General features: G+C 50.5%; 19 protein-coding genes. 16 read left to right on the top strand and 3 right to left on the bottom strand.

All coding sequences use genetic code 11. From position 1 onward, the window contains the following. Positions 1-13: 13 nt before the first annotated feature. The gene (locus HAP68_RS16120; RefSeq protein ID WP_003151538.1) at positions 14-544 is read left to right on the top strand and encodes a dihydrofolate reductase family protein; all 531 of its coding nucleotides are present in this window, start codon (positions 14-16) and stop codon (positions 542-544) included. A 31-nt stretch (positions 545-575) separates the two neighbouring features. On the opposite strand, the gene HAP68_RS16115 is transcribed toward HAP68_RS16120, so the two are convergent. The 3 genes from HAP68_RS16115 to slrR form a co-directional block, all read right to left on the bottom strand. Further along, on the bottom strand, positions 576-776 hold the full coding sequence (locus HAP68_RS16115; RefSeq protein WP_003151539.1) for a hypothetical protein: 201 nt from the start codon (positions 774-776) through the stop codon (positions 576-578). Positions 777-924: 148 nt separating this feature from the next. Continuing rightward, positions 925-2,373: a carboxylesterase/lipase family protein gene (locus HAP68_RS16110; protein WP_024085833.1), complete on the bottom strand. Its 1,449-nt coding sequence runs from the start codon at positions 2,371-2,373 to the stop codon at positions 925-927. 80 nt (positions 2,374-2,453) lie between these two features. Next, entirely contained in the window at positions 2,454-2,909 is a 456-nt protein-coding gene (gene slrR, locus HAP68_RS16105; protein ID WP_003151541.1) for an HTH-type transcriptional regulator SlrR, read from the bottom strand. A 244-nt stretch (positions 2,910-3,153) separates the two neighbouring features. On the opposite strand from slrR, the gene HAP68_RS16100 reads away from it, so the two are divergent. The 15 genes from HAP68_RS16100 (at position 3,154) to HAP68_RS16030 (ending at position 18,867) form a co-directional block, all read left to right on the top strand. Then, positions 3,154-3,861: a YveK family protein gene (locus tag HAP68_RS16100; protein ID WP_014305878.1), complete on the top strand. Its 708-nt coding sequence runs from the start codon at positions 3,154-3,156 to the stop codon at positions 3,859-3,861. 5 nt (positions 3,862-3,866) lie between these two features. Continuing rightward, positions 3,867-4,547 (top strand): CpsD/CapB family tyrosine-protein kinase, encoded by a 681-nt coding sequence (locus HAP68_RS16095; protein WP_003151543.1) that lies wholly within the window; start codon positions 3,867-3,869, stop codon positions 4,545-4,547. A gap of 220 nt (positions 4,548-4,767) precedes the next feature. After that, complete coding sequence (locus tag HAP68_RS16090) at positions 4,768-6,585, top strand: polysaccharide biosynthesis protein (protein WP_169539199.1); 1,818 nt, start codon at positions 4,768-4,770, stop codon at positions 6,583-6,585. A gap of 15 nt (positions 6,586-6,600) precedes the next feature. Continuing rightward, positions 6,601-7,740 (top strand): glycosyltransferase family 4 protein, encoded by a 1,140-nt coding sequence (locus HAP68_RS16085; RefSeq protein WP_024085832.1) that lies wholly within the window; start codon positions 6,601-6,603, stop codon positions 7,738-7,740. Then, positions 7,737-8,579, top strand: a complete 843-nt coding sequence (gene epsE / locus HAP68_RS16080; protein WP_024085831.1) for a glycosyltransferase EpsE — start codon at positions 7,737-7,739, stop codon at positions 8,577-8,579. The genes HAP68_RS16085 and epsE overlap by 4 nt, the downstream gene beginning before the upstream one ends. Next, positions 8,572-9,708 (top strand): glycosyltransferase family 1 protein, encoded by a 1,137-nt coding sequence (locus tag HAP68_RS16075; RefSeq protein ID WP_024085830.1) that lies wholly within the window; start codon positions 8,572-8,574, stop codon positions 9,706-9,708. Before epsE ends, HAP68_RS16075 begins: the two co-directional genes overlap by 8 nt. A gap of 3 nt (positions 9,709-9,711) precedes the next feature. Further along, positions 9,712-10,815, top strand: coding sequence for an EpsG family protein (locus tag HAP68_RS16070; protein ID WP_014305874.1), 1,104 nt, complete (start codon positions 9,712-9,714; stop codon positions 10,813-10,815). A gap of 18 nt (positions 10,816-10,833) precedes the next feature. Further along, positions 10,834-11,871, top strand: a complete 1,038-nt coding sequence (locus tag HAP68_RS16065; RefSeq protein ID WP_024085829.1) for a glycosyltransferase family 2 protein — start codon at positions 10,834-10,836, stop codon at positions 11,869-11,871. Positions 11,872-11,875: 4 nt separating this feature from the next. Beyond that, positions 11,876-12,952 (top strand): polysaccharide pyruvyl transferase family protein, encoded by a 1,077-nt coding sequence (locus tag HAP68_RS16060; protein ID WP_014305872.1) that lies wholly within the window; start codon positions 11,876-11,878, stop codon positions 12,950-12,952. Further along, complete coding sequence (locus HAP68_RS16055; RefSeq protein WP_024085828.1) at positions 12,949-13,983, top strand: glycosyltransferase; 1,035 nt, start codon at positions 12,949-12,951, stop codon at positions 13,981-13,983. Before HAP68_RS16060 ends, HAP68_RS16055 begins: the two co-directional genes overlap by 4 nt. Then, entirely contained in the window at positions 13,980-15,497 is a 1,518-nt protein-coding gene (locus HAP68_RS16050) for an MATE family efflux transporter (RefSeq protein ID WP_015387677.1), read from the top strand. Before HAP68_RS16055 ends, HAP68_RS16050 begins: the two co-directional genes overlap by 4 nt. After that, positions 15,494-16,102 carry a sugar transferase gene (locus tag HAP68_RS16045; RefSeq protein WP_015387678.1) on the top strand — a complete coding sequence of 203 codons (609 nt, stop codon included), beginning with the start codon at positions 15,494-15,496 and terminating at the stop codon, positions 16,100-16,102. The genes HAP68_RS16050 and HAP68_RS16045 overlap by 4 nt, the downstream gene beginning before the upstream one ends. Continuing rightward, entirely contained in the window at positions 16,099-16,746 is a 648-nt protein-coding gene (locus HAP68_RS16040) for an acetyltransferase (RefSeq protein WP_015387679.1), read from the top strand. Before HAP68_RS16045 ends, HAP68_RS16040 begins: the two co-directional genes overlap by 4 nt. Positions 16,747-16,750: 4 nt before the next feature. After that, the gene (locus HAP68_RS16035) at positions 16,751-17,923 is read left to right on the top strand and encodes a DegT/DnrJ/EryC1/StrS family aminotransferase (RefSeq protein WP_015387680.1); all 1,173 of its coding nucleotides are present in this window, start codon (positions 16,751-16,753) and stop codon (positions 17,921-17,923) included. Next, positions 17,902-18,867: a polysaccharide pyruvyl transferase family protein gene (locus tag HAP68_RS16030; RefSeq protein ID WP_024085827.1), complete on the top strand. Its 966-nt coding sequence runs from the start codon at positions 17,902-17,904 to the stop codon at positions 18,865-18,867. The genes HAP68_RS16035 and HAP68_RS16030 overlap by 22 nt, the downstream gene beginning before the upstream one ends. Positions 18,868-18,873: the final 6 nt, after the last annotated feature.

Genomic DNA, 18,873 nt, shown 5'->3' with positions numbered 1-18,873 from the left:
GGGAGGGATTTTTATGAGCGGTCAAAGAAAGCTCGTTTTTTACGGAGCTGTCAGCGCAGATGGCTATCTTGCGCGGGAAAATCATTCTTTAGATTGGTTAATCGGAACTGAAGGTGAAGACAGCACCGATTATGAAGCTTTCTATGAATCTGTCGATACGATCATTATGGGCAGAAAAACATACGAGGAAATATTGGTTTTATTGCCTGAGGAATTTCCGTACAAAGGTAAAGAATGCTATGTGTTTTCGCGGACATTGACCGGGCGTACTGAACATGTGCGGTTTATTCATGAAGAGCCTGCCGATTTTATAAATGCATTGAAACGGCAAGAAGGCAAGCGGATTTGGATTGTCGGCGGGAGTGATCTGCTGCACCCGGTTTTGGAGGAAAAACTTGTCGATGAGTTTATCATTCAGATCGCCCCCGTTCTGCTCGGCCGCGGAATTTCTTTGTTTAAACCCGGAGACCGGGAGACAGGACTGAAGCTGACTGATGTCAGGCGTTACAAACAATTTGCGGAGTTGCATTATGAAGTGAGATAAAATGAAATGTATGAACGAAACCCAGTAAAGGTTACCGGGTTTCTTTTTCATGTTTGTTTTTATGTTTTGAAATGGTGTGGGCCGGACCGAATGAAAACCCTGCAACCATGATAACAACCCCTATCCACCTCACGGCATAGAAATCAGTGTCGCGCAGGAAGATAAATGAAACTAAGATAATAAGCGCCCCGATTATAACGGCAGCTGTACCGATAATACTTGATTTCTCCATATAGAAACTCCTTTATGAATGTTTGGTTAACGTATTGGGTTGGAATATAACATATCAGGGGTAATGCGGAAATGGATATGCTGCGAAGCTGACTGATGTCTGTAAGATAAAAATGAAACGCCAAGGGAGCCGGCTCCCTTGGCGTTTTTTATGCTTGAAACAGGATGCGGCGTTTTGCTGAATCGGGATCACTTTCGACAGCGGTATCCGTGTTGAAAAGCAAAGTTTCGCGTGAATCGGTTTCATATTCAGGCCAATTGTAGTGAGAGGTGTTCGGGTTTCCGTTTTTTGCAAAAGCGAGCCATGCGGATTGAATTTGTTTGGAAAGCTGTTCTGCGTCATCACCGAGCGGCTCTTGCAGCGTCTTTCTCAAAGAATCAAAGTTTCCGAACACAAACGGCAATTCCAGAGCGTGAACGGCTTTATGAAACGGCGGTGTTTCGCCATGCCAATCAAAGCGGTACATCCAGACCGGTGCGTGTTGCGACTGTCCTTGTGCGAAAGCGACAGCCGGCCGCCAGAAAATCAGATCCGTCATCATATCGATTTGTCCCTTTAATGAATGCGGATATAAATCTGCCGCTTGCTCGGTGCAGTTTTCTCCGAGGTGATAATGCAAATAATCTTGCTGCTTTTTCTCGGAGTGAATGTCTGTATCAGGGGTGAAAAACAAATATGCTTCATCACGATTGGTTCCGATGATCATAGGTATGCCTTCTGCGGCCCCGTCTGCTATGGCTTTCACCGGTTCCGCAGGCAATGTGGCCGGATCGATGGCGGGCTGAAACAAAAGCTGAAAAATGTTTTGATCCAGTGAGCGCCGCACTTTATCCGCAGTCTTAAGCAGGTCATTAACGGAAAGCTCCTGCAATTGATCAGTGCCGGCTTCATGAATAAATGCCGCCGCGATGTCTTTTGCCATATCCGCCGGCATCGTATGAGAGGCGCCGCTTTCTAAAATGGCTTTATGAAACAGGCCTTTTGCGTCAGGCATTGCCATAAGCGCAGCGATGCTCATGCCGCCTGCCGATTCACCAAATATCGTAACGTTATCCGGGTCTCCTCCAAATTCGGAGATATTGTCCCTCACCCAGCGCAGCGCGGCGATCTGATCGAGCAGCCCGATATTGGCGGAATACGCGTCATGAATAGAAGACAAATGTAAAAAGCCTAACGGTCCGAGCCTGTAATTGAGTGTCACGACAATGACATCTCCGTCAGCGGCAAGGGCAGATCCGTCGTAAAGCGGTTCGCTTCCGGCACCTAAATAAAATGCCCCGCCGTGTATCCATACCATGACAGGCTTTTTTTCGTCCTCTGAATCGGGGGCGAAAACGTTGAGGTAAAGGCAATCTTCAGATTGAGGCGGTATATCTCCGGAAAACGATATGGACAGCATATCATCCGGCTGCGGACAAATCGGCCCGAACGAATCGGCATGTTTTATGCCGTCCCAAGGTGCGGGCGGCTCCGGCGCTTTAAATCTCAGCTCTCCGACGGGCGGCTTCGCGTACGGTATGCCCTTCCATGTGCGGGCACCGCGGCCGGCAGTTCCTTTCAGTGCGCCGCAGCGGGTTTGAACGGTAAGTTTTGTCATGATTTCATCCCCTTTTTTCTTTTCATTATAAACAGAGATGAAGGCATGAAGCGAATAAAAGCCCTTTCATCAGCATATCATCAGTAACGCTTCCGTTCTAAAAATGATCTGACTTCCTGAACGGACAAGCCGAGTTCTTTTGCTTCCTGCATCAGCGCTTTCCATTCTTCAATGTTGGATTCAGTCAGTTTTCTGTTGCGGTAGGGTGCGGGCTCCGGGCGCTTTTCAGTCAGTTTGTTCGTAAAGGTGAACAGTTCTTCTTTCGGCATGCCCGACTGCACGGCCTGCACAAGGTGGATGCGCCACTCATCTTCCGTGCCTCCCATGTGATGCAGCATCGTTTCGGCATCAAAAAGCTCCGTCAGATCGACCTGCAGGGTGGCGGATACTTTTTTCAGAAATTGGATGGACGGATTTGAGTGAACCCCCCGTTCTATCTTGCTTAAATAAGATTTAGAGACACCTGCTTCAACTGCTAGCTGATTAATAGAGTAGCCTTTTCTTCTGCGGTATAAACGAATTATTCTTCCAATCATTGTGCTGAATTCTCCCCTGTATACTGGCATTTTTTTGTTCATTATAAGAAATTTTTCGTTCTTTATAAAATTTAAAATTATAAGGGAAGTGCAGTAAATAAGAGGAAAATCATGATAATGTTCTCTAAAAAGAACTAAATGGCTTAATTTGAAATTTTCAAATTTCGACCTTTTCTTTTATAATCCAATCATTAACAGAAGGGGGCGTTTAAGCCTGATGCAATAAGGATGAGGCTGTAATTACATGAATGAGAATATGAGTTTTAAAGAGTTATTTGACATTATTAAACACAGATTTTTACTGATTTTTATCATGACAGCAGTTGTAACGCTGGTGACGGGATACATCCAATTCCGGGTGATTTCGCCCGTTTATCAGGCATCGACCCAAGTGCTCATTCATGAAACAAGCGGTGAAAAAAATTCGAATCTCAGCGACGTTCAGCTGAATCTTCATTACAACAATACGTTTCAAACGATAATGAAAAGCCCGGTTGTGCTTGAGAAAGTGAAACAGAAGCTGCATCTTTCTGAGACGGCATCCGCTTTAAAAGCAAAGATCACGACAAGCAGCGAAACCGATTCAGAGATCATTAACGCAGCGGTGCAGGACGAGAACCCGAAACAGGCCGCCGCTATAGCGAACACGCTGATGAAGACATTTAAAAAAGAAGTCCGTGACAGGATGAATATAAAAGGCGTCATTGTTTTGTCCGAGGCAAAAGCATCGGAAAGCCCGATGGTCAAGCCTTCGCGCATCAGGAATATCATGATGGCGTTCGGTGCGGCTCTCATGGCGGGTGTGACGCTTGCGTTTTTTCTCCACTTTCTTGATGAAACCGTTAAAAGCGAGCGGCAGCTCAGCGAAAAAACAGACTTGCCTGTTTTAGGGGTTGTGTATGACATCAAAAATCAGCAGACACGGTCTGATGAAAAACATTTCGGGGAGTGAGGCGTTTGGGATTCAGAAAAAAGAAATCAAGAAGGGGACTGGCTCAAATATCCGTTTTACATCACAAATCATTGGTGGCTGAACAATACCGCACCATTCGGACAAATATTGAGTTCTCCTCTGTTCAGACCCATTTGCGCTCTATTCTCGTCACTTCCTCCGTTCCGGGAGAAGGAAAGTCATTCAGCGCCGCCAACCTTGCCGCGGTATTTGCGCAGCAGGAAAAAAAGGTGCTGCTTGTCGATGCCGATTTACGAAAACCGACGATACACGAGACCTATCAGCTTGAAAATGTACAAGGCCTTACGAATGTGTTAGTCGGAAACGCTTCCCTCGGCGAAACGGTGCAAAAAACGCTGATTGATAACCTTTACGTCTTAACGAGCGGGCCGACGCCGCCGAATCCGGCCGAGCTTTTATCTTCAAAGGCGATGGGAGAGCTGATTCAGGAGATGTACAGCCGGTACAGTCTGGTTATTTTCGATTCACCTCCGCTTTTGGCGGTGGCGGACGGCCAGATTTTAGCGAACCAGACAGATGGAAGCGTTCTCGTCGTCTTGAGCGGAAAAACGAAAATGGATACCGTCCAAAAGGCGAAAGACGCGCTCCAGCAGTCAAAGGCAAAGCTTTTGGGGGCGCTGCTGAATAAAAAGAAAATCAAAAAAACAGAGCACTACTCGTATTGAGCGGTGCAGGTGATGTCTCCTTACCTTTATCAACGGAGGCACTCGGCTCTGCTGTGGGCGGCGTTTTCCGCCGCCTTAGATGCTGGTCGTCGGTGGCGGGGTGTGAGGACGGGTTAAATGCCCAATTTATCTTAAGATGATGCATTGTTATCGGCTTAGCTGTTATGTCTGTTTTTACGAAAACCGTATCAGCTAAACCGATAAATGAGGAGGGGAAAGATTGACTTACCGGAGAAGACTTTCAATGATTTTTGCATTGGATACGTATCTCGTTTTACTTTCCGTTGTTATAGGATATCAATTTTTTGAGGATTCTTATCACTTTTATGACTCCGGAGCGTTGCTGCTGACCGCCGTGACCATGCTGATCAGCCATCATGTATGCGCTTTTATGTTTCACCAGTATAAGCAGGTATGGACGTATACGGGAATTGGCGAGCTGCTTGATCTGCTGAAGGGGATCACGCTGTCCGCAGCTGTCACAGCCGCCGTCCAATACGGGGTGTTCCACACGATTTTGTTCCGGCTGTTAGCCGTCAGCTGGATGGTTCAGCTATTGTTCATCGGAGGGAGCCGGATGATTTCGCGCGTGCTGAAAGAAACGATCGGAAGGAAGCAAAATGACTCTTCCCGGGCGCTGATCATCGGCGCAGGCGCGGGAGGAACGCTGCTCGTCCGTCAGCTTACCCAGAAAAATGATCTCGGAATCATGCCTGTGGCTTTTATTGATGATGATCAGACGAAGCATAAGCTCAAAATCATGGGCCTGCCCGTCATCGGCGGAAAAGAAAGCATTATGCCGGCGGTGCAGAGGCTGAGAATTCACCACATCATCATTGCCATTCCGTCTCTTTGCACCCATGAGCTCCAGACGCTGTACAAAGAATGTGTACAGACGGGCGCCCATATTAAAATCATGCCGCAATTTGATGAGATCCTGCTCGGAACGCAGGCTGCCGGACACATCAGGGATGTGAAAGCCGAAGATCTCCTCGGCAGAAAGCCGGTCACCCTTGATACGAGCAAAATTTCTGACAGCATCAAAGGGAAAACGATTCTGGTCACGGGCGCCGGCGGCTCTATCGGTTCTGAAATCTGCCGCCAGATCAGCTCGTTTCTTCCGCATGAAATCGTCCTTCTCGGCCACGGGGAGAACAGCATTTATTCGGTGCATAACGAACTGTCCGCACGCTTCGGCAAAGAGGTGCTTTTTCACGCGGAGATCGCCGATATTCAGGACAGAGATAAAATCTTTACGTTGATGAAAAAATACGAGCCGCACGTCGTCTATCATGCGGCCGCCCATAAACATGTGCCGTTAATGGAACATAATCCGGAAGAAGCCGTCAAAAACAATATTATCGGCACGAAAAATGTCGCCGAAGCCGCCGATATGTGCGGAACGGAAACATTCGTGCTGATTTCTTCTGACAAAGCGGTCAATCCGGCCAATGTCATGGGCGCGACGAAGCGGTTTGCGGAAATGGTCATCATGAACCTCGGAAAGGTCAGCAACACCAAATTCGCCGCCGTCCGTTTCGGGAATGTGCTCGGAAGCCGCGGCAGCGTCATTCCGATTTTCAAAAAGCAGATTGAAAAAGGCGGACCCGTCACCGTCACGCATCCGGCGATGACAAGATATTTTATGACGATCCCCGAAGCGTCAAGACTCGTCATTCAGGCGGGGGCGCTTGCAAAAGGGCGGCAGATTTTCGTTCTGGATATGGGAGAACCCGTCAAAATCGTCGACTTGGCAAAAAACCTGATTCATTTATCAGGCTATACGACAGAACAGATTCCCATTGAATTCTCCGGCATTCGCCCGGGAGAAAAGATGTATGAAGAACTGCTGAATCATAATGAAGTACATACGGAACAGATTTTTCCGAAAATCCATATCGGGAAAGCGATCGACGGGGATTGGGCCGTGCTCATCCGTTTTATGGAGGAATTCAGCCGTCTGCCTGAAGATGAGCTGAGAAAACGGCTGTTTGAGGCGATCGAATCAGTACATGAAGAAGCGGCCGCAGGTGTGTGATGGGAGGACAGAAAGATGACGAAAAAAGTATTATTCTGCGCCACTGTCGATTATCATTTTAAAGCCTTTCATCTTCCGTATTTTCAATGGTTTCAGGATATGGGCTGGGAGGTGCACGTCGCGGCAGGCGGCAATATGAATCTTCCGTTCGTTGATGAAAAGTTTTCCATTCCGATCCGGCGCTCGCCGTTTCATCCCGAAAATCTTTCTGTTTACAGGCGGCTGAAACGGCTCATTCAGGCTAACGGCTACGACATGATTCACTGTCATACGCCGGTCGGCGGCGTGCTTGCACGCCTTGCGGCGAGACAAGCGCGCCAAAAAGGGACAAAGGTGCTGTACACCGCGCACGGCTTTCACTTCTGCGACGGAGCGCCCCTGAAAAATTGGCTTCTTTATTACCCGATCGAAAAATTTCTCTCTTCTTACACGGATTGTTTGATTACGATTAATGAAGAGGATTACGAACGGGCCAAGCAAATGAAAAAAACAGCTTGCGGCGCGAAGAAAATACACGGCATCGGCGTGAATACAGACAGGTTTCGCCCTGTGAGCCGGGCAGAGAGTGAACGTCTGAGAGAAAAACACGGCTTCGGCGCCGGGGAATTTATCCTCATATACCCCGCTGAATTAAACGGCAATAAAAACCAGGGACTTCTCATTGAGGCTGCGGCACTGCTGAAGAACCGCATTCCAGAGCTGAAACTCGTATTTGCCGGAGAAGGCGTGATGGAAGAGCCGTACAGAAAAAAGGCTGAATCACTCGGGGTATCCGACATTGTGCGGTTTTACGGTTTTTGCCGTGACATTCATGAGCTGATTCAGCTTGCTGATCTGTCCGTCGCCTCAAGCATCCGCGAAGGGCTCGGTATGAATCTGCTTGAGGGGATGGCTGCCGAAAAGCCCGCCGTTGCCGCAGACAACAGGGGGCACCGTGAGATCATCGAAGACGGTGTGAACGGTTTTCTCGTGCCGGCAGGGGACAGCGCGGCATTTGCCGATCGGATTGAAAAGCTGTACCGATCCCCGGGTCTGCGAAAAGCAATGGGACAAGAAGGGCGCAGGACGGCGGAATGTTTTTCAGAAACACGTACGGTAAAGGAAATGGCGCACATTTACGCCGGTTATATGGATAAAAAGGAGAAAAGCGTATGAATGCAGGAGCACAACCGAAAATTTCCGTCATCATGGGAATTTATAATTGCGAAGAGACTTTAGCGGAGAGTATTGAATCCATCCTGAGCCAATCGTATAAGAATTGGGAACTGATTATGTGTGATGACGCGTCAACTGACGGAACGTATCAGATTGCGCGCCGTTACGCGGATCATTACAGCGACCGGATCACGCTGATTCAAAATAAGACGAATCAACGGCTTGCCGCTTCGCTGAACCGCTGTCTGACATACGCAACGGGGGATTATATCGCCAGGCAGGACGGTGATGACATCTCCAACCCGAGGAGACTGGAAAAACAGGCCGCTTTCTTAAACAAGCACGCCCACTATCAAGTCGTGGGCACGGGGATGCTCGTATTTGATGAATTCGGCGTCAGGGGCGCCCGGCTTTTGCCGCCCGTGCCGAAACCGGGAATTATGGCGAAAGGCACACCGTTCTGCCACGGCACCATTATGATGCGGGCTGAAGCGTACAAAGCGCTTGGAGGCTACCGGTCAGTCAGGCGGACGCGGCGGATGGAGGATATCGATTTGTGGCTGCGCTTTTTTGAAGCGGGTTTCCGAGGGTACAATCTCCAGGAAACGCTGTATAAAGTAAGAGAGGACAGTGATGCGTTCAAAAGGAGATCGTTTACGTATTCCATTGATAATGCGGTGCTCGTTTTTCAGGCATGCAGACGGCTGAAGCTGCCGATTTCCCATTACGCGTATATCGCAAAACCGCTCATCCGCGCCATTACGCCGCCCGCGGTCATGAACCGTTATCATAAAAACAAGGACATCCGCCAAAAAGAAGGGCTTGCCGAACATGACTGACAAACCGATGCGGGTGCTGCACATCTTCAGCGGGATGAACAGGGGCGGCGCAGAAACGATGATGATGAATTTGTACCGGAAGATGGACAGAACGAAGGTGCAGTTTGATTTTTTAACCCATAGGAACGATCCGTGCGCTTATGACGAGGAAATTCTCGCTCTCGGCGGACGGCTTTTTTATGTGCCGAGCATCGGCAGCACAAACCCGATTACATTTGTAAAACAGGTCAAGCGGATGATTCAGGAAAAAGGCCCGTTTGCCGCCGTGCACGCCCATACCGATTTTCAGTCTGGATTTATCGCGCTTGCCGCTCGTTTAGCCGGCGTCCCGGTGCGGATCTGCCATTCGCACAGTACGTCGTGGCGGGGGCGGGCATCGCGGCTTGCCGGGATGCAGCTGTTTGTTTTCAGACGGCTGATCACGGCAAACGCCACGGCACTGTGCGCCTGCGGAAAAGAGGCGGGCCGTTTCTTATTCGGGAAAGAAAAAGACGTGCATCTTTTGCCGAACGGCATTGATCTCGACTTATTTGCCGGCGGGTGCGCGGACACAGAAGCTGAAAAAAGGAAGCGGGGCATTGCAGACGGCCGTTTGGTGATCGGCCATATCGGCCGCTTTACAGAAGAAAAAAACCACGAATTTCTGCTCCGGCTGGCCGCTGATATGAAAGAGCGGGGCATCGGCTTACAGCTGATTCTCGCCGGAGACGGTCCGCTTCGCACCGATATGGAAAATCTGGCGGCGAAGCTGGGGCTTGATGATGATGTGCGTTTTATCGGTATAGAAGACCGCGTTCATGATCTGCTGAAAACGCTGGATGTATTTGTCATGCCGTCTCTTTATGAAGGGCTGCCCGTCACGCTCGTTGAAGCGCAGGCCTCCGGGGTGCCGTGCGTGATATCAGACGGCATAACGGAAGAAGCCGATGCCGGGCTCGGGCTGGTCAAAAGGCTCAGCCTCAAAGAACCGCCGGGACAATGGGCATCCGCGGTTTTACGGGCAGCAGAGGCGGCAAAGCCTGACGGGGCGCGCATTAAAGAAACCCTCAGGCGGCTGGGATATGACGCGGGAGAAAATACGGGGGCTGTTATGAAGCTTTACAATATGAATTGGAAAAAGGAACAGTAACGAATGATTGTATATGTAGTCAATATGGGAATTGTTTATATTTGGTCATGGTTCGCGAAAATGTGCGGCGGGCGTGATCAATCGCTTTCGACCGGATACCGGCCGAATCAGCTCGTCATGCTCGTTCCGCTGCTATCGCTGGTATTGGTCTCCGGTTTGCGCTACAGAGTCGGGACGGATTTTCAGACGTACGCGCTAATGTACAAGCTGGCGGGAAATTACGGCAGCATTTGGGAGATCTTCGGGTTCGGAGCGAAAAAAGCAGCCGTTGATCCGGGGTTTACGGCTCTCATCTGGCTCATGAATTTTATCACGAAAGATCCGCAAATCATGTATTTCACCGTGGCGGTCGTGACATGCAGCTTTATTTTAAAGGGGCTCGTTGAGTTCGGCCGTCCGTTTGAGCTGAGTGTATTTTTGTTTTTGGGCACGTATCACTATTACGCTTCCTTTAACGGGATCAGGCAGTATATGGTGGCGGCCGTTTTGTTTTGGGCCGTCCGCTACGTGATCAGCGGAAGCTGGAAGCGTTATATGTCAATCGTGCTGCTGTGTTCGCTTTTTCATTCCTCAGCGCTGATTATGATTCCGGTTTATTTTCTCGTCAGAAAAAGAGCCTGGTCGCCCGCGATTTTCGGACTGTCGGCATTGTTTCTTCTTATGACGTTTCTGTATCAGAAGTTCATTTCGCTGTTTGTCGTCGTGCTGGAAAACAGCTCGTACGGCCATTATGAGAAATGGCTGATGACGAATACGAACGGGATGAACGTCGTAAAAATCGCGGTGCTGCTGCTGCCGCTGTTTTTGGCTTTCTGCTACCGGGAGCGGCTGCGGAAGCTCTGGCCTGACATTGATGTCATCGTGAATTTCTGTCTGCTCGGCCTGCTTTTCGGTCTTTTGGCGACAAAGGATGTTATTTTCGCCCGGTTTAATATATATTTCGGCCTGTACCAAATGATCCTGATCCCTTATTTTGTGAGAATTTTTGATGAAAAATCAAATGCGCTGATTTATATCGCCATTATTGTCTGTTATTTTCTTTACAGTTACTTGCTTATGCCGGTCGATTCGTCTGTGCTTCCGTACAGAACGATTTTTTCCCGGTAATGGACACTGGAGGTTTATATGGAAACACCCGCGGTCAGTTTATTAATTGCTGTGTATAATACGGAAACTTATTTAGAAAGATGCTTAGATTCATTGCTCAATCAGTCGCTCGCCAATATCGAAATCGTGGCCGTTAATGACGGGTCCACGGATCAAAGCCCGGCGATTCTTGAAACCTATCAGAAGCGGGATGAGAGAATCAGGGTCGTTCATCAGCAAAACCGGGGGCTCGGCGCGGTCCGCAACAAGGGCATCGAGGCGGCGCGCGGCGAATTTATCGCTTTTATTGATGCGGACGACTGGGTTGAACCTGATTATTGCCTGCGCATGTATGAAAAAGCGAAGGCTGATCAGGCTGATCTCGTGATTTGCGAATATGCGGCTGAATTTGCGGATACGGGGAAGACCGCCGTTTCAACGATCGCTTCAGCGTACGAGGGCCGCCCGAAACAACGGTACCTGAAAGATTTATTTGAAGGAAGAGTCAGCGGCTTTTCATGGAACAAGCTGTACAAAAGATCTATGATCGAGCATCATCAGCTGCGCTTTCCGCTTCGTGATGAGCTGGAGCACGTGGAGGATCAGTATTTCAGCCTCCGGGCGCATGTTTTCGCAGGTGCGGTCTCGTACGTGGATCAGCCGCTCTATCATTATCGGATTCACTTGACTTCCATTGTGCAAAGCTATCAGAAAAAGCTGTTTGACTCAGGTCTCGTTCTCTATCGGCTGAACGAAGCTTTTTTGCGTGAAAACGGCTGCTTACACGAATACCGGCAGGAGCTGGATTTTTTTATCGTTCAGCACGGAACAGTCTGCCTGCTGAATGAATGGAAGCGGAATAACGGCGGCCGGTTTTCTGAGAAGTGGAAGAATATCAGCCGGATATGCGCTGATCCCGTATTCCGCCTGAGCCTTTCCAAAACGGGAACGGCGCCGTTTGACGCCAAACGCTCATGCCTTCTGCTTTTGGCGAAGCTGAAGCTGATTCCGTTCGTGTCGCTGGCATCAGCCGCGTATCAGCGGGCAATCGAGTACAAAATGAAAATCAGAGGGTGAAGACATGTCGATACAATCTTTAAAAATCAATCTCGCGGAATGGCTTTTGCTTAAGGTCAAATACCCGTCCCAATTTCATTTCGGAACGGCAGCGGATGGGGCGGGGCTTACAGCGGCAAGAAAAAAGATCATTCTGACGCTGCTCCCGTCCCATGATAATCTCGGCGATCACGCCATCGCCTACGCAAGCAAAACGTTTCTTGAACGGGAGTATCCCGATTTTGACATTGTCGAGGTGGATATGAAGGATATATACAGATCGGCAAAAGTGCTGATCAAAAAACGCCACCCTGATGATATGGTATTCATCATCGGCGGCGGGAATATGGGGGATTTGTACCGGTATGAGGAATGGACGCGCCGCTTTATCATAAAAACATTCCGGCAATATCGGATCGTTCAGCTTCCGGCGACGGCTCACTTTTCTGAATCAAAAAAGGGACGGAAGGAACTGAAGCGCGCCCGAAAAGTGTACAATGCGCATCCCGACCTTTTGTTGATGGCGAGAGATGAGACGACGTATCAATGGATGAAGCGTCATTTTCCCGGAAAAACAGTGCTCAAACAGCCTGACATGGTCTTATATTTGGATAAAAGCGAGCGGGGCATAGCGCGGGAAGGGATCTACCTCTGTTTACGGGAGGATAAGGAGAGCGCGCTGACGGCTGAGGACAGAACGATGGTAAAAGAAGCTTTGGCCAAAGAGTACGGAGAGCTGTATTCCTTTACCACGACGGTCGGCCGGAGGGTCAGCCGCCATACACGCGAAAAGGAGCTGGAAGCGCTTTGGAATACGCTGAAAGGCGCGGAAGCCGTCGTCACTGACAGGCTTCACGGGATGATTTTTTGTGCGCTGACGAAAACGCCTTGTGTCGTCATTCGTTCGTTTGATCATAAGGTGATGGAAGGCTATCAATGGCTGAAAAACATACCGAACATGACATTGCTTGAACGTCCGGACCCTGAAGCCGTAACATCCGCCGTAAATCGGCTGCTCAGCGGCAAGCATGAGGAAGGCGGTTCTTTGCGAAGTGTTTATTTTGCCGGGCTGCGCTCGAAAATCAGCGGTGATGCCCAATGACCGCGCCGCTTGTGAGCGTGATCGTGCCGATGTATAAGACAGAGCCTTTTATTAAAGAATGCGCGGTTTCTTTAACAAAACAGACGCTGAGAGACATCGAAATCATTTTCGTCAATGACGGTTCACCGGATCAGTCAGGCCGGATGGCTGAACAATTCGCCGCAGAAGATGCGAGAATCCGGGTGATTCATAAAGAAAACGGCGGCCTCAGCTCGGCCCGCAATGCCGGAATAAAAGCCGCCCGCGGCCGTTATATCGGTTTTGCGGACGGCGATGACTATGTGACGGAAACGATGTTCGAGCGGCTTTATGAAGAAGCGGAGAAGAACCGGCTGGATATCGCCGGCTGCGGTTATTATAAGGAAACGCCGTCTAAGAAAAGAACGTATATGCCGCCGTCCCTTCCGCCGGGCCGCGTCTTCACAGCGGATGAAATGACCGCATTGCTGACCCGCGCGCACGAACATCGGTTTATTTGGTATGTGTGGCGCTATATATACCGGCGAGAAGCATTGCAAGGGCTGTTGTTCCATGAAGATATCCGGTTTGCCGAGGACTCTCCGTTTAACTTGGCAGCGTTCCGCCAAGCCGCGCGTGTCAAAGTGATAGACGAAGGGCTGTATATCTACCGGGAAAATCCGCAAAGTCTTACAGAAACACCGTTTAAGCCCCGCTTAGATCACGAACTGCAAAAGCAATATGCAGCGAAAATGGCTTTTTATGAGGCAAACGGGCTGACGGACGCCTGTCGGAGCGATATTGATACATATTTGTGCAAGCATCAGATTCCGATGCTGATCGCCAACGCATGCGCCGCCCCGCAGCCGTCACACCAGATTACGGCGCATATCGGCAGAATCTTAACGTATGACATGGTAAAAACGGCCGTGCGCAGGACGCCGTGCCGCCATAAACAGCTGCTGGCCGGGGAGCGCGTGGTGCTCGGTCTGTGCAAAATGCGCCTTCCTCTTCTTCTGCATGCGTTTTTCGAACGGAAATCGAAAGAGAAAGGCAGTGCGGAAGGAGCATGAAATTTGCCATTAATTTCGGCGCCAATGTGACGGCGTTTTTACTATCGGTGTTTTTATCAGTGTGGATGACGCCCTTTATTGTGAAAACATTAGGTGTTGAGGCTTTTGGGTTTGTCCATCTGACACAGAATATCATTAACTATTTCTCTATTATTACCGTTGCGCTGAGCTCAGTCGTTGTGAGGTTTTTCTCCGTCGCCGCCCACAGGGGGAACAGGGACGAGGCCAATGCGTATGTAAGCAATTATTTAGCCGCGTCTGTCGTGATATCTCTATTACTCGCTGTGCCGCTCGCCGGGACTGCTTTTTTTATTGACAGGATTATGAATGTACCGGCCGGGCTCTTAACGGATGTGAGGCTGTCTATCGTAATCGGCAGCGTGCTGTTTATGCTGACGTTTTTTATGGCGGGGTTCGCGACGGGGCCGTTTTTTGCCAACAAGCTTTATATCACAAGTTCCATTCAGGCCGTGCAAATGCTGGTCAGGGTGCTGTGTGTGCTCGCTCTGTTTACGTGCCTGCCGCCGAAGATCTGGCAGATCCAGCTTTCGGCATTAGCGGGAGCTGTCTGTGCAGCTGTGCTGACTTTTTTCTTCTTTAAGAAATTGATTCCGTGGTTTTCTTTCAGCCGTAAAACTTTATCATTACAGACAAGCAAAGTGCTGTTTTCGGCCGGTGCCTGGAGTTCTGTCAACCAGATCGGCGTGCTGCTGTTTCTGCAGATTGACCTCATGACGGCCAACCTCGTGCTGGGGCCGTCTGAAGCGGGTGTCTATGCGGCGATTATTCAATTCCCGCTTCTGCTCAGAAGTCTTGCCGGGACGCTTGCTTCACTGTTTGCGCCGGTTTTGACTTCCTATTATTCAAAAGGCGATATGGAAGGTCTCCTGTCTTACGCCAATAAGGCCGTGCGGATGAACGGGCTTCTCCTCGCGCTTCCCGCCGCATTATTAGGAGGGCTTGCCGAACCGTTTCTGGCGATTTGGCTGGGCCCGTCGTTTGTGCAGACGGCGCCGCTTTTATATATTCACGCCGCGTATTTGGCGGTCAGTCTCTCTGTCATGCCGCTTTTTTACGTATGGACGGCTTTTAATAAACAAAAAACGCCCGCCGTCGTTACTTTATGTTTAGGCGGACTGAATGTCATATTGGCCGTGGTTCTCAGCGGACCGGCACATCTCGGGCTGTACGGCATCACCATTGCCGGGGCTGTCTCCCTCATTTTGAAAAATGCCGTCTTCACGCCGCTGTATGTTTCGCATATTACCGGCTTTCAGAAAACCGCGTTTTACAAAGGCATGTTCGGCCCGTTGGCGGCGGCCGTATTTGCCTGGGCCGTCTGCCGGGGTATCCGGCTGTTTTCACCGCTTGACGGCTGGGCCGGTCTGATCGCCGCGGGGCTTGCCGTATGCATAAGCTATGCCGCATTCGCTTTTTTCTTCATTTGTACGAAAGAAGAAAGGCGGCTTGCTTTACAGAAATGCCGAAAAGTGAAAGGAGCTGTTCAGATTTGAAGGTGAAACGTGTATTTGATATAGCGGCCGCGACGCTGTTATTGTGCGGCGCGAGTGTCATTCTTCTCTTCGCCATGGCAGCCGTCAGATGCGCCATCGGGTCTCCGGTATTGTTCAAACAGACGAGACCGGGGCATAACGGGCGTCCGTTTACGTTGTATAAACTCAGAACGATGACGGATGCGCGTGATGAAAACGGTGTGCTGCTTCCGGATCATCTGCGCCTGACCAAAACGGGAAGGCTGATCAGAAAACTGAGCATCGACGAGCTTCCCCAGCTTTTTAATGTGCTCAAAGGCGATATCAGTCTGGTCGGCCCCCGCCCTTTGCTGATGGATTATCTGCCGCTTTACACGGCGGAGCAGGCGCGGCGGCACGAGGTGAAGCCGGGGATTACGGGCTGGGCGCAGGTCAATGGGAGAAACGCGATTTCATGGGAGGAGAAATTCAAGCTCGACGTGTGGTACGTCGACAACCGCACCTTTCTTCTCGACTTAAAGATTCTGCTTTTAACAGTGAAAAAAGTTCTCGTGTCAGAAGGCATACACCAAGCCGGCCATGTGACGGCAAAGCGCTTCACAGGCAGCGGAGATATGTCATCGTGAAAAAGGTCGTGCTGATCGGAAACGGCGGACACGGAAAAGTCGTGAAGGAAATCGTGCAGGCCCGTTCCGATATGGAGCTTGCGGGCATATTGGACGACGGATTCAGCGGTTTTACCGCTCGGAACGGTTTATATACGGGCCGGACGGAAGACGTGCACATGCTTCGGAAACTCGTCCCCGAGGCCGTGTTCACGATATGCATCGGCCGCAACGGCGTCAGAAAGCAGTTCGCTGAAACGCTTGGGATTGAAGCTGCCGATTATGCTTCACTCATTCACCCCGGGGCGATCGTCAGTGAAACGGCTTCCGTCGGACACGGAACGGTTGTGATGGCGGGCGCCGTCATTCAGGCGGGCGCTGACATCGGCGCCCATTGCATCATCAATACGGGGGCGGTTGCCGATCACGACAATGCAATCGGAGATTACGTCCATCTTTCACCGCGCGCGGCGCTTGCCGGCGGAGTGAAAGTCGGGGAAGGAACGCACATCGGAATCGGCGCGTCCGTCATACCGCAGATGGACATCGGCCCTTGGTCCGTTATCGGCGCGGGGGCTGCGGTCATCAGCAGAATTCCCGGCCATGTGACGGCGGTCGGCGTTCCGGCCCGCGTCATCTCCCCTATCCATAATGAAAAAGGATGATTTCATGCAAACAAACAAACGGATTTATTTGTCTCCGCCTCATATGAGCGGAAAAGAACAGGAATACATCGCAGAAGCCTTCCGAACCAATTGGATTGCCCCGCTCGGTCCGCTCGTCAATTCGTTTGAAGCGCGGCTCGCGGAATATGCGGGAGTGAAAAGCGCGGCGGCCTTAAGCTCGGGAACGGCCGCCATCCATCTTGCCCTGCGGCTTGCGGGTGTGAAAAAAGGAGACGTTGTATTTTGTCCTTCCTTTACGTTTGTCGCCACGGCGAATCCGATTGTGTATGAGCAGGCTGAGCCCGTTTTTATTGATTCGGAATGGGAGACGTGGAATATGTCGCCCGCTGCGCTTGAGCGGGCGCTCCGGGATGCAAAGCGGCGCGGCAGACTCCCGAAAGCGGTGATCGCCGTCAATCTTTACGGCCAAAGCGCGAAAATGGATGAATTAATGAGCCTTTGTGACGCATACGGCGTCTGTCTGATTGAAGACGCTGCCGAGTCCTTAGGATCAACATATAAAGGCAGGCAGAGCGGCACGTTCGGCCGTTTCGGCATTTATTCCTTTAACGGCAACAAAATCATTACAACATCGGGAGGCGGCATGCTCGTGTCTGACGATGAAGCCGCGATTGAAAAAGCGAGGTTTCTTGCGTCACAGGCGAGAGATGCCGCCGTTCATTACCAGCACAGCGAGCTCGGTTACAACTACAGGCTCAGCAACATTCTCGCGGGCGTGGGGATATCGCAGCTGGAAGTGCTTGAAGATCGCGTCCGGGCGAGGAGAGAAATCTTTCACCGGTATCGGGAAGCGCTCGAAACATATCCGGGCATCCGCATGATGCCGGAGCTTGAAGGAACGGTTTCAAACCGCTGGCTGACGGCTCTGACGCTTGATAACGGCGTGACGCCGGAAGAAGCCGTCGCCTGTCTTGCGGAACAGAATATTGAGGCCCGGCCGCTGTGGAAACCGCTGCACACGCAGCCGCTTTTCTCATCTTCCGTCTTTTATCCTCACAGCGACCATGAGCGTGTCTCTGAGAACCTTTTCAGCCGGGGGATTTGTCTGCCGTCCGGGTCTGACCTGTCTTCTGAGGAGCAGCAGCGTGTCATTGACGCACTTGCGCAACTGTTTGAAACGAAAGGGGAGAAAACATGGACAGCCGCCATGTTATGAGCCGATTAAAAGAGACGCTGACGGGTCTGCTCAGCGTTATACCGCCGCAATCCGACATCATATATGCCGACTATCCCCTCTACGGAAATGTAGGGGATTTATTGATTATGAAAGGGACGGAGGCGTTTTTTAAAGCGCACGGCATCCGCGTGAAACAGCGCTGGAATCCCGACAATTTTCCATTCGGGCGCCGGGCGGACAAAAAGACGATCATCGTCTGTCAGGGTGGCGGAAATTTCGGGGATCTCTATCCGTACTATCAGACGTTCAGGGAAAAAATCGTCAAATCCTTTCCGGAAAACAGGATCGTCATCCTGCCGCAATCGATTTATTATCAGGATGAGACACGGCTGCAAAAGACATCGGCGCTTTTTGCGGAGCACAAGGATCTCCACCTGTTTACGAGAGATCATGTGTCATACGAGACTGCGAAACGCTTTTTTTCGGCGAATCATATCGGGCTTATGCCTGATATGGCCCATCAGCTGTATCCGATCGCGGCGTCAGCGGTTCCGTCACGCGGCAGGCTTTATTTTATCCGCACGGATGGGGAAATCAACCCGAAGCTGCAAAACAATTCTTCCGTTAAAAGCTGTGACTGGCAGGATGTTCTGTCAGCAAGCGACCGCAGGGGAATCGCTTTTTTCCAAACGCTGAATGTTTTGAATAAAAAAGCGGGAAACCCGCTGCCGATTGCGCGGTTTTGGAAACGCTATTCCGATTTCTTAACGAAAAAAGCGGTCCTGTTTTTCAGCAGGTACGAATCGGTGGAAACGTCAAGGCTCCACGGCCACATCCTGTCCTCGCTTCTCGGGAAACCAAATACCGTCATTGATAATTCATACGGGAAAAACGCGAACTATTATTACACCTGGACGCACGAAGCGCCGGACGTCCGGCTGATCGGTGAAACCGCCGGCACGAAGGAAAACCTTCCGCTTTGAATGAGC

The sequence above is a fragment of the Bacillus sp. Bvel1 genome, assembly GCF_014872755.1.
GTDB classification, from domain to species: domain Bacteria; phylum Bacillota; class Bacilli; order Bacillales; family Bacillaceae; genus Bacillus; species Bacillus velezensis.
Note: the sequence above shows the minus strand (reverse complement) of the source record. Positions and strands in the feature narration are given on the sequence as shown.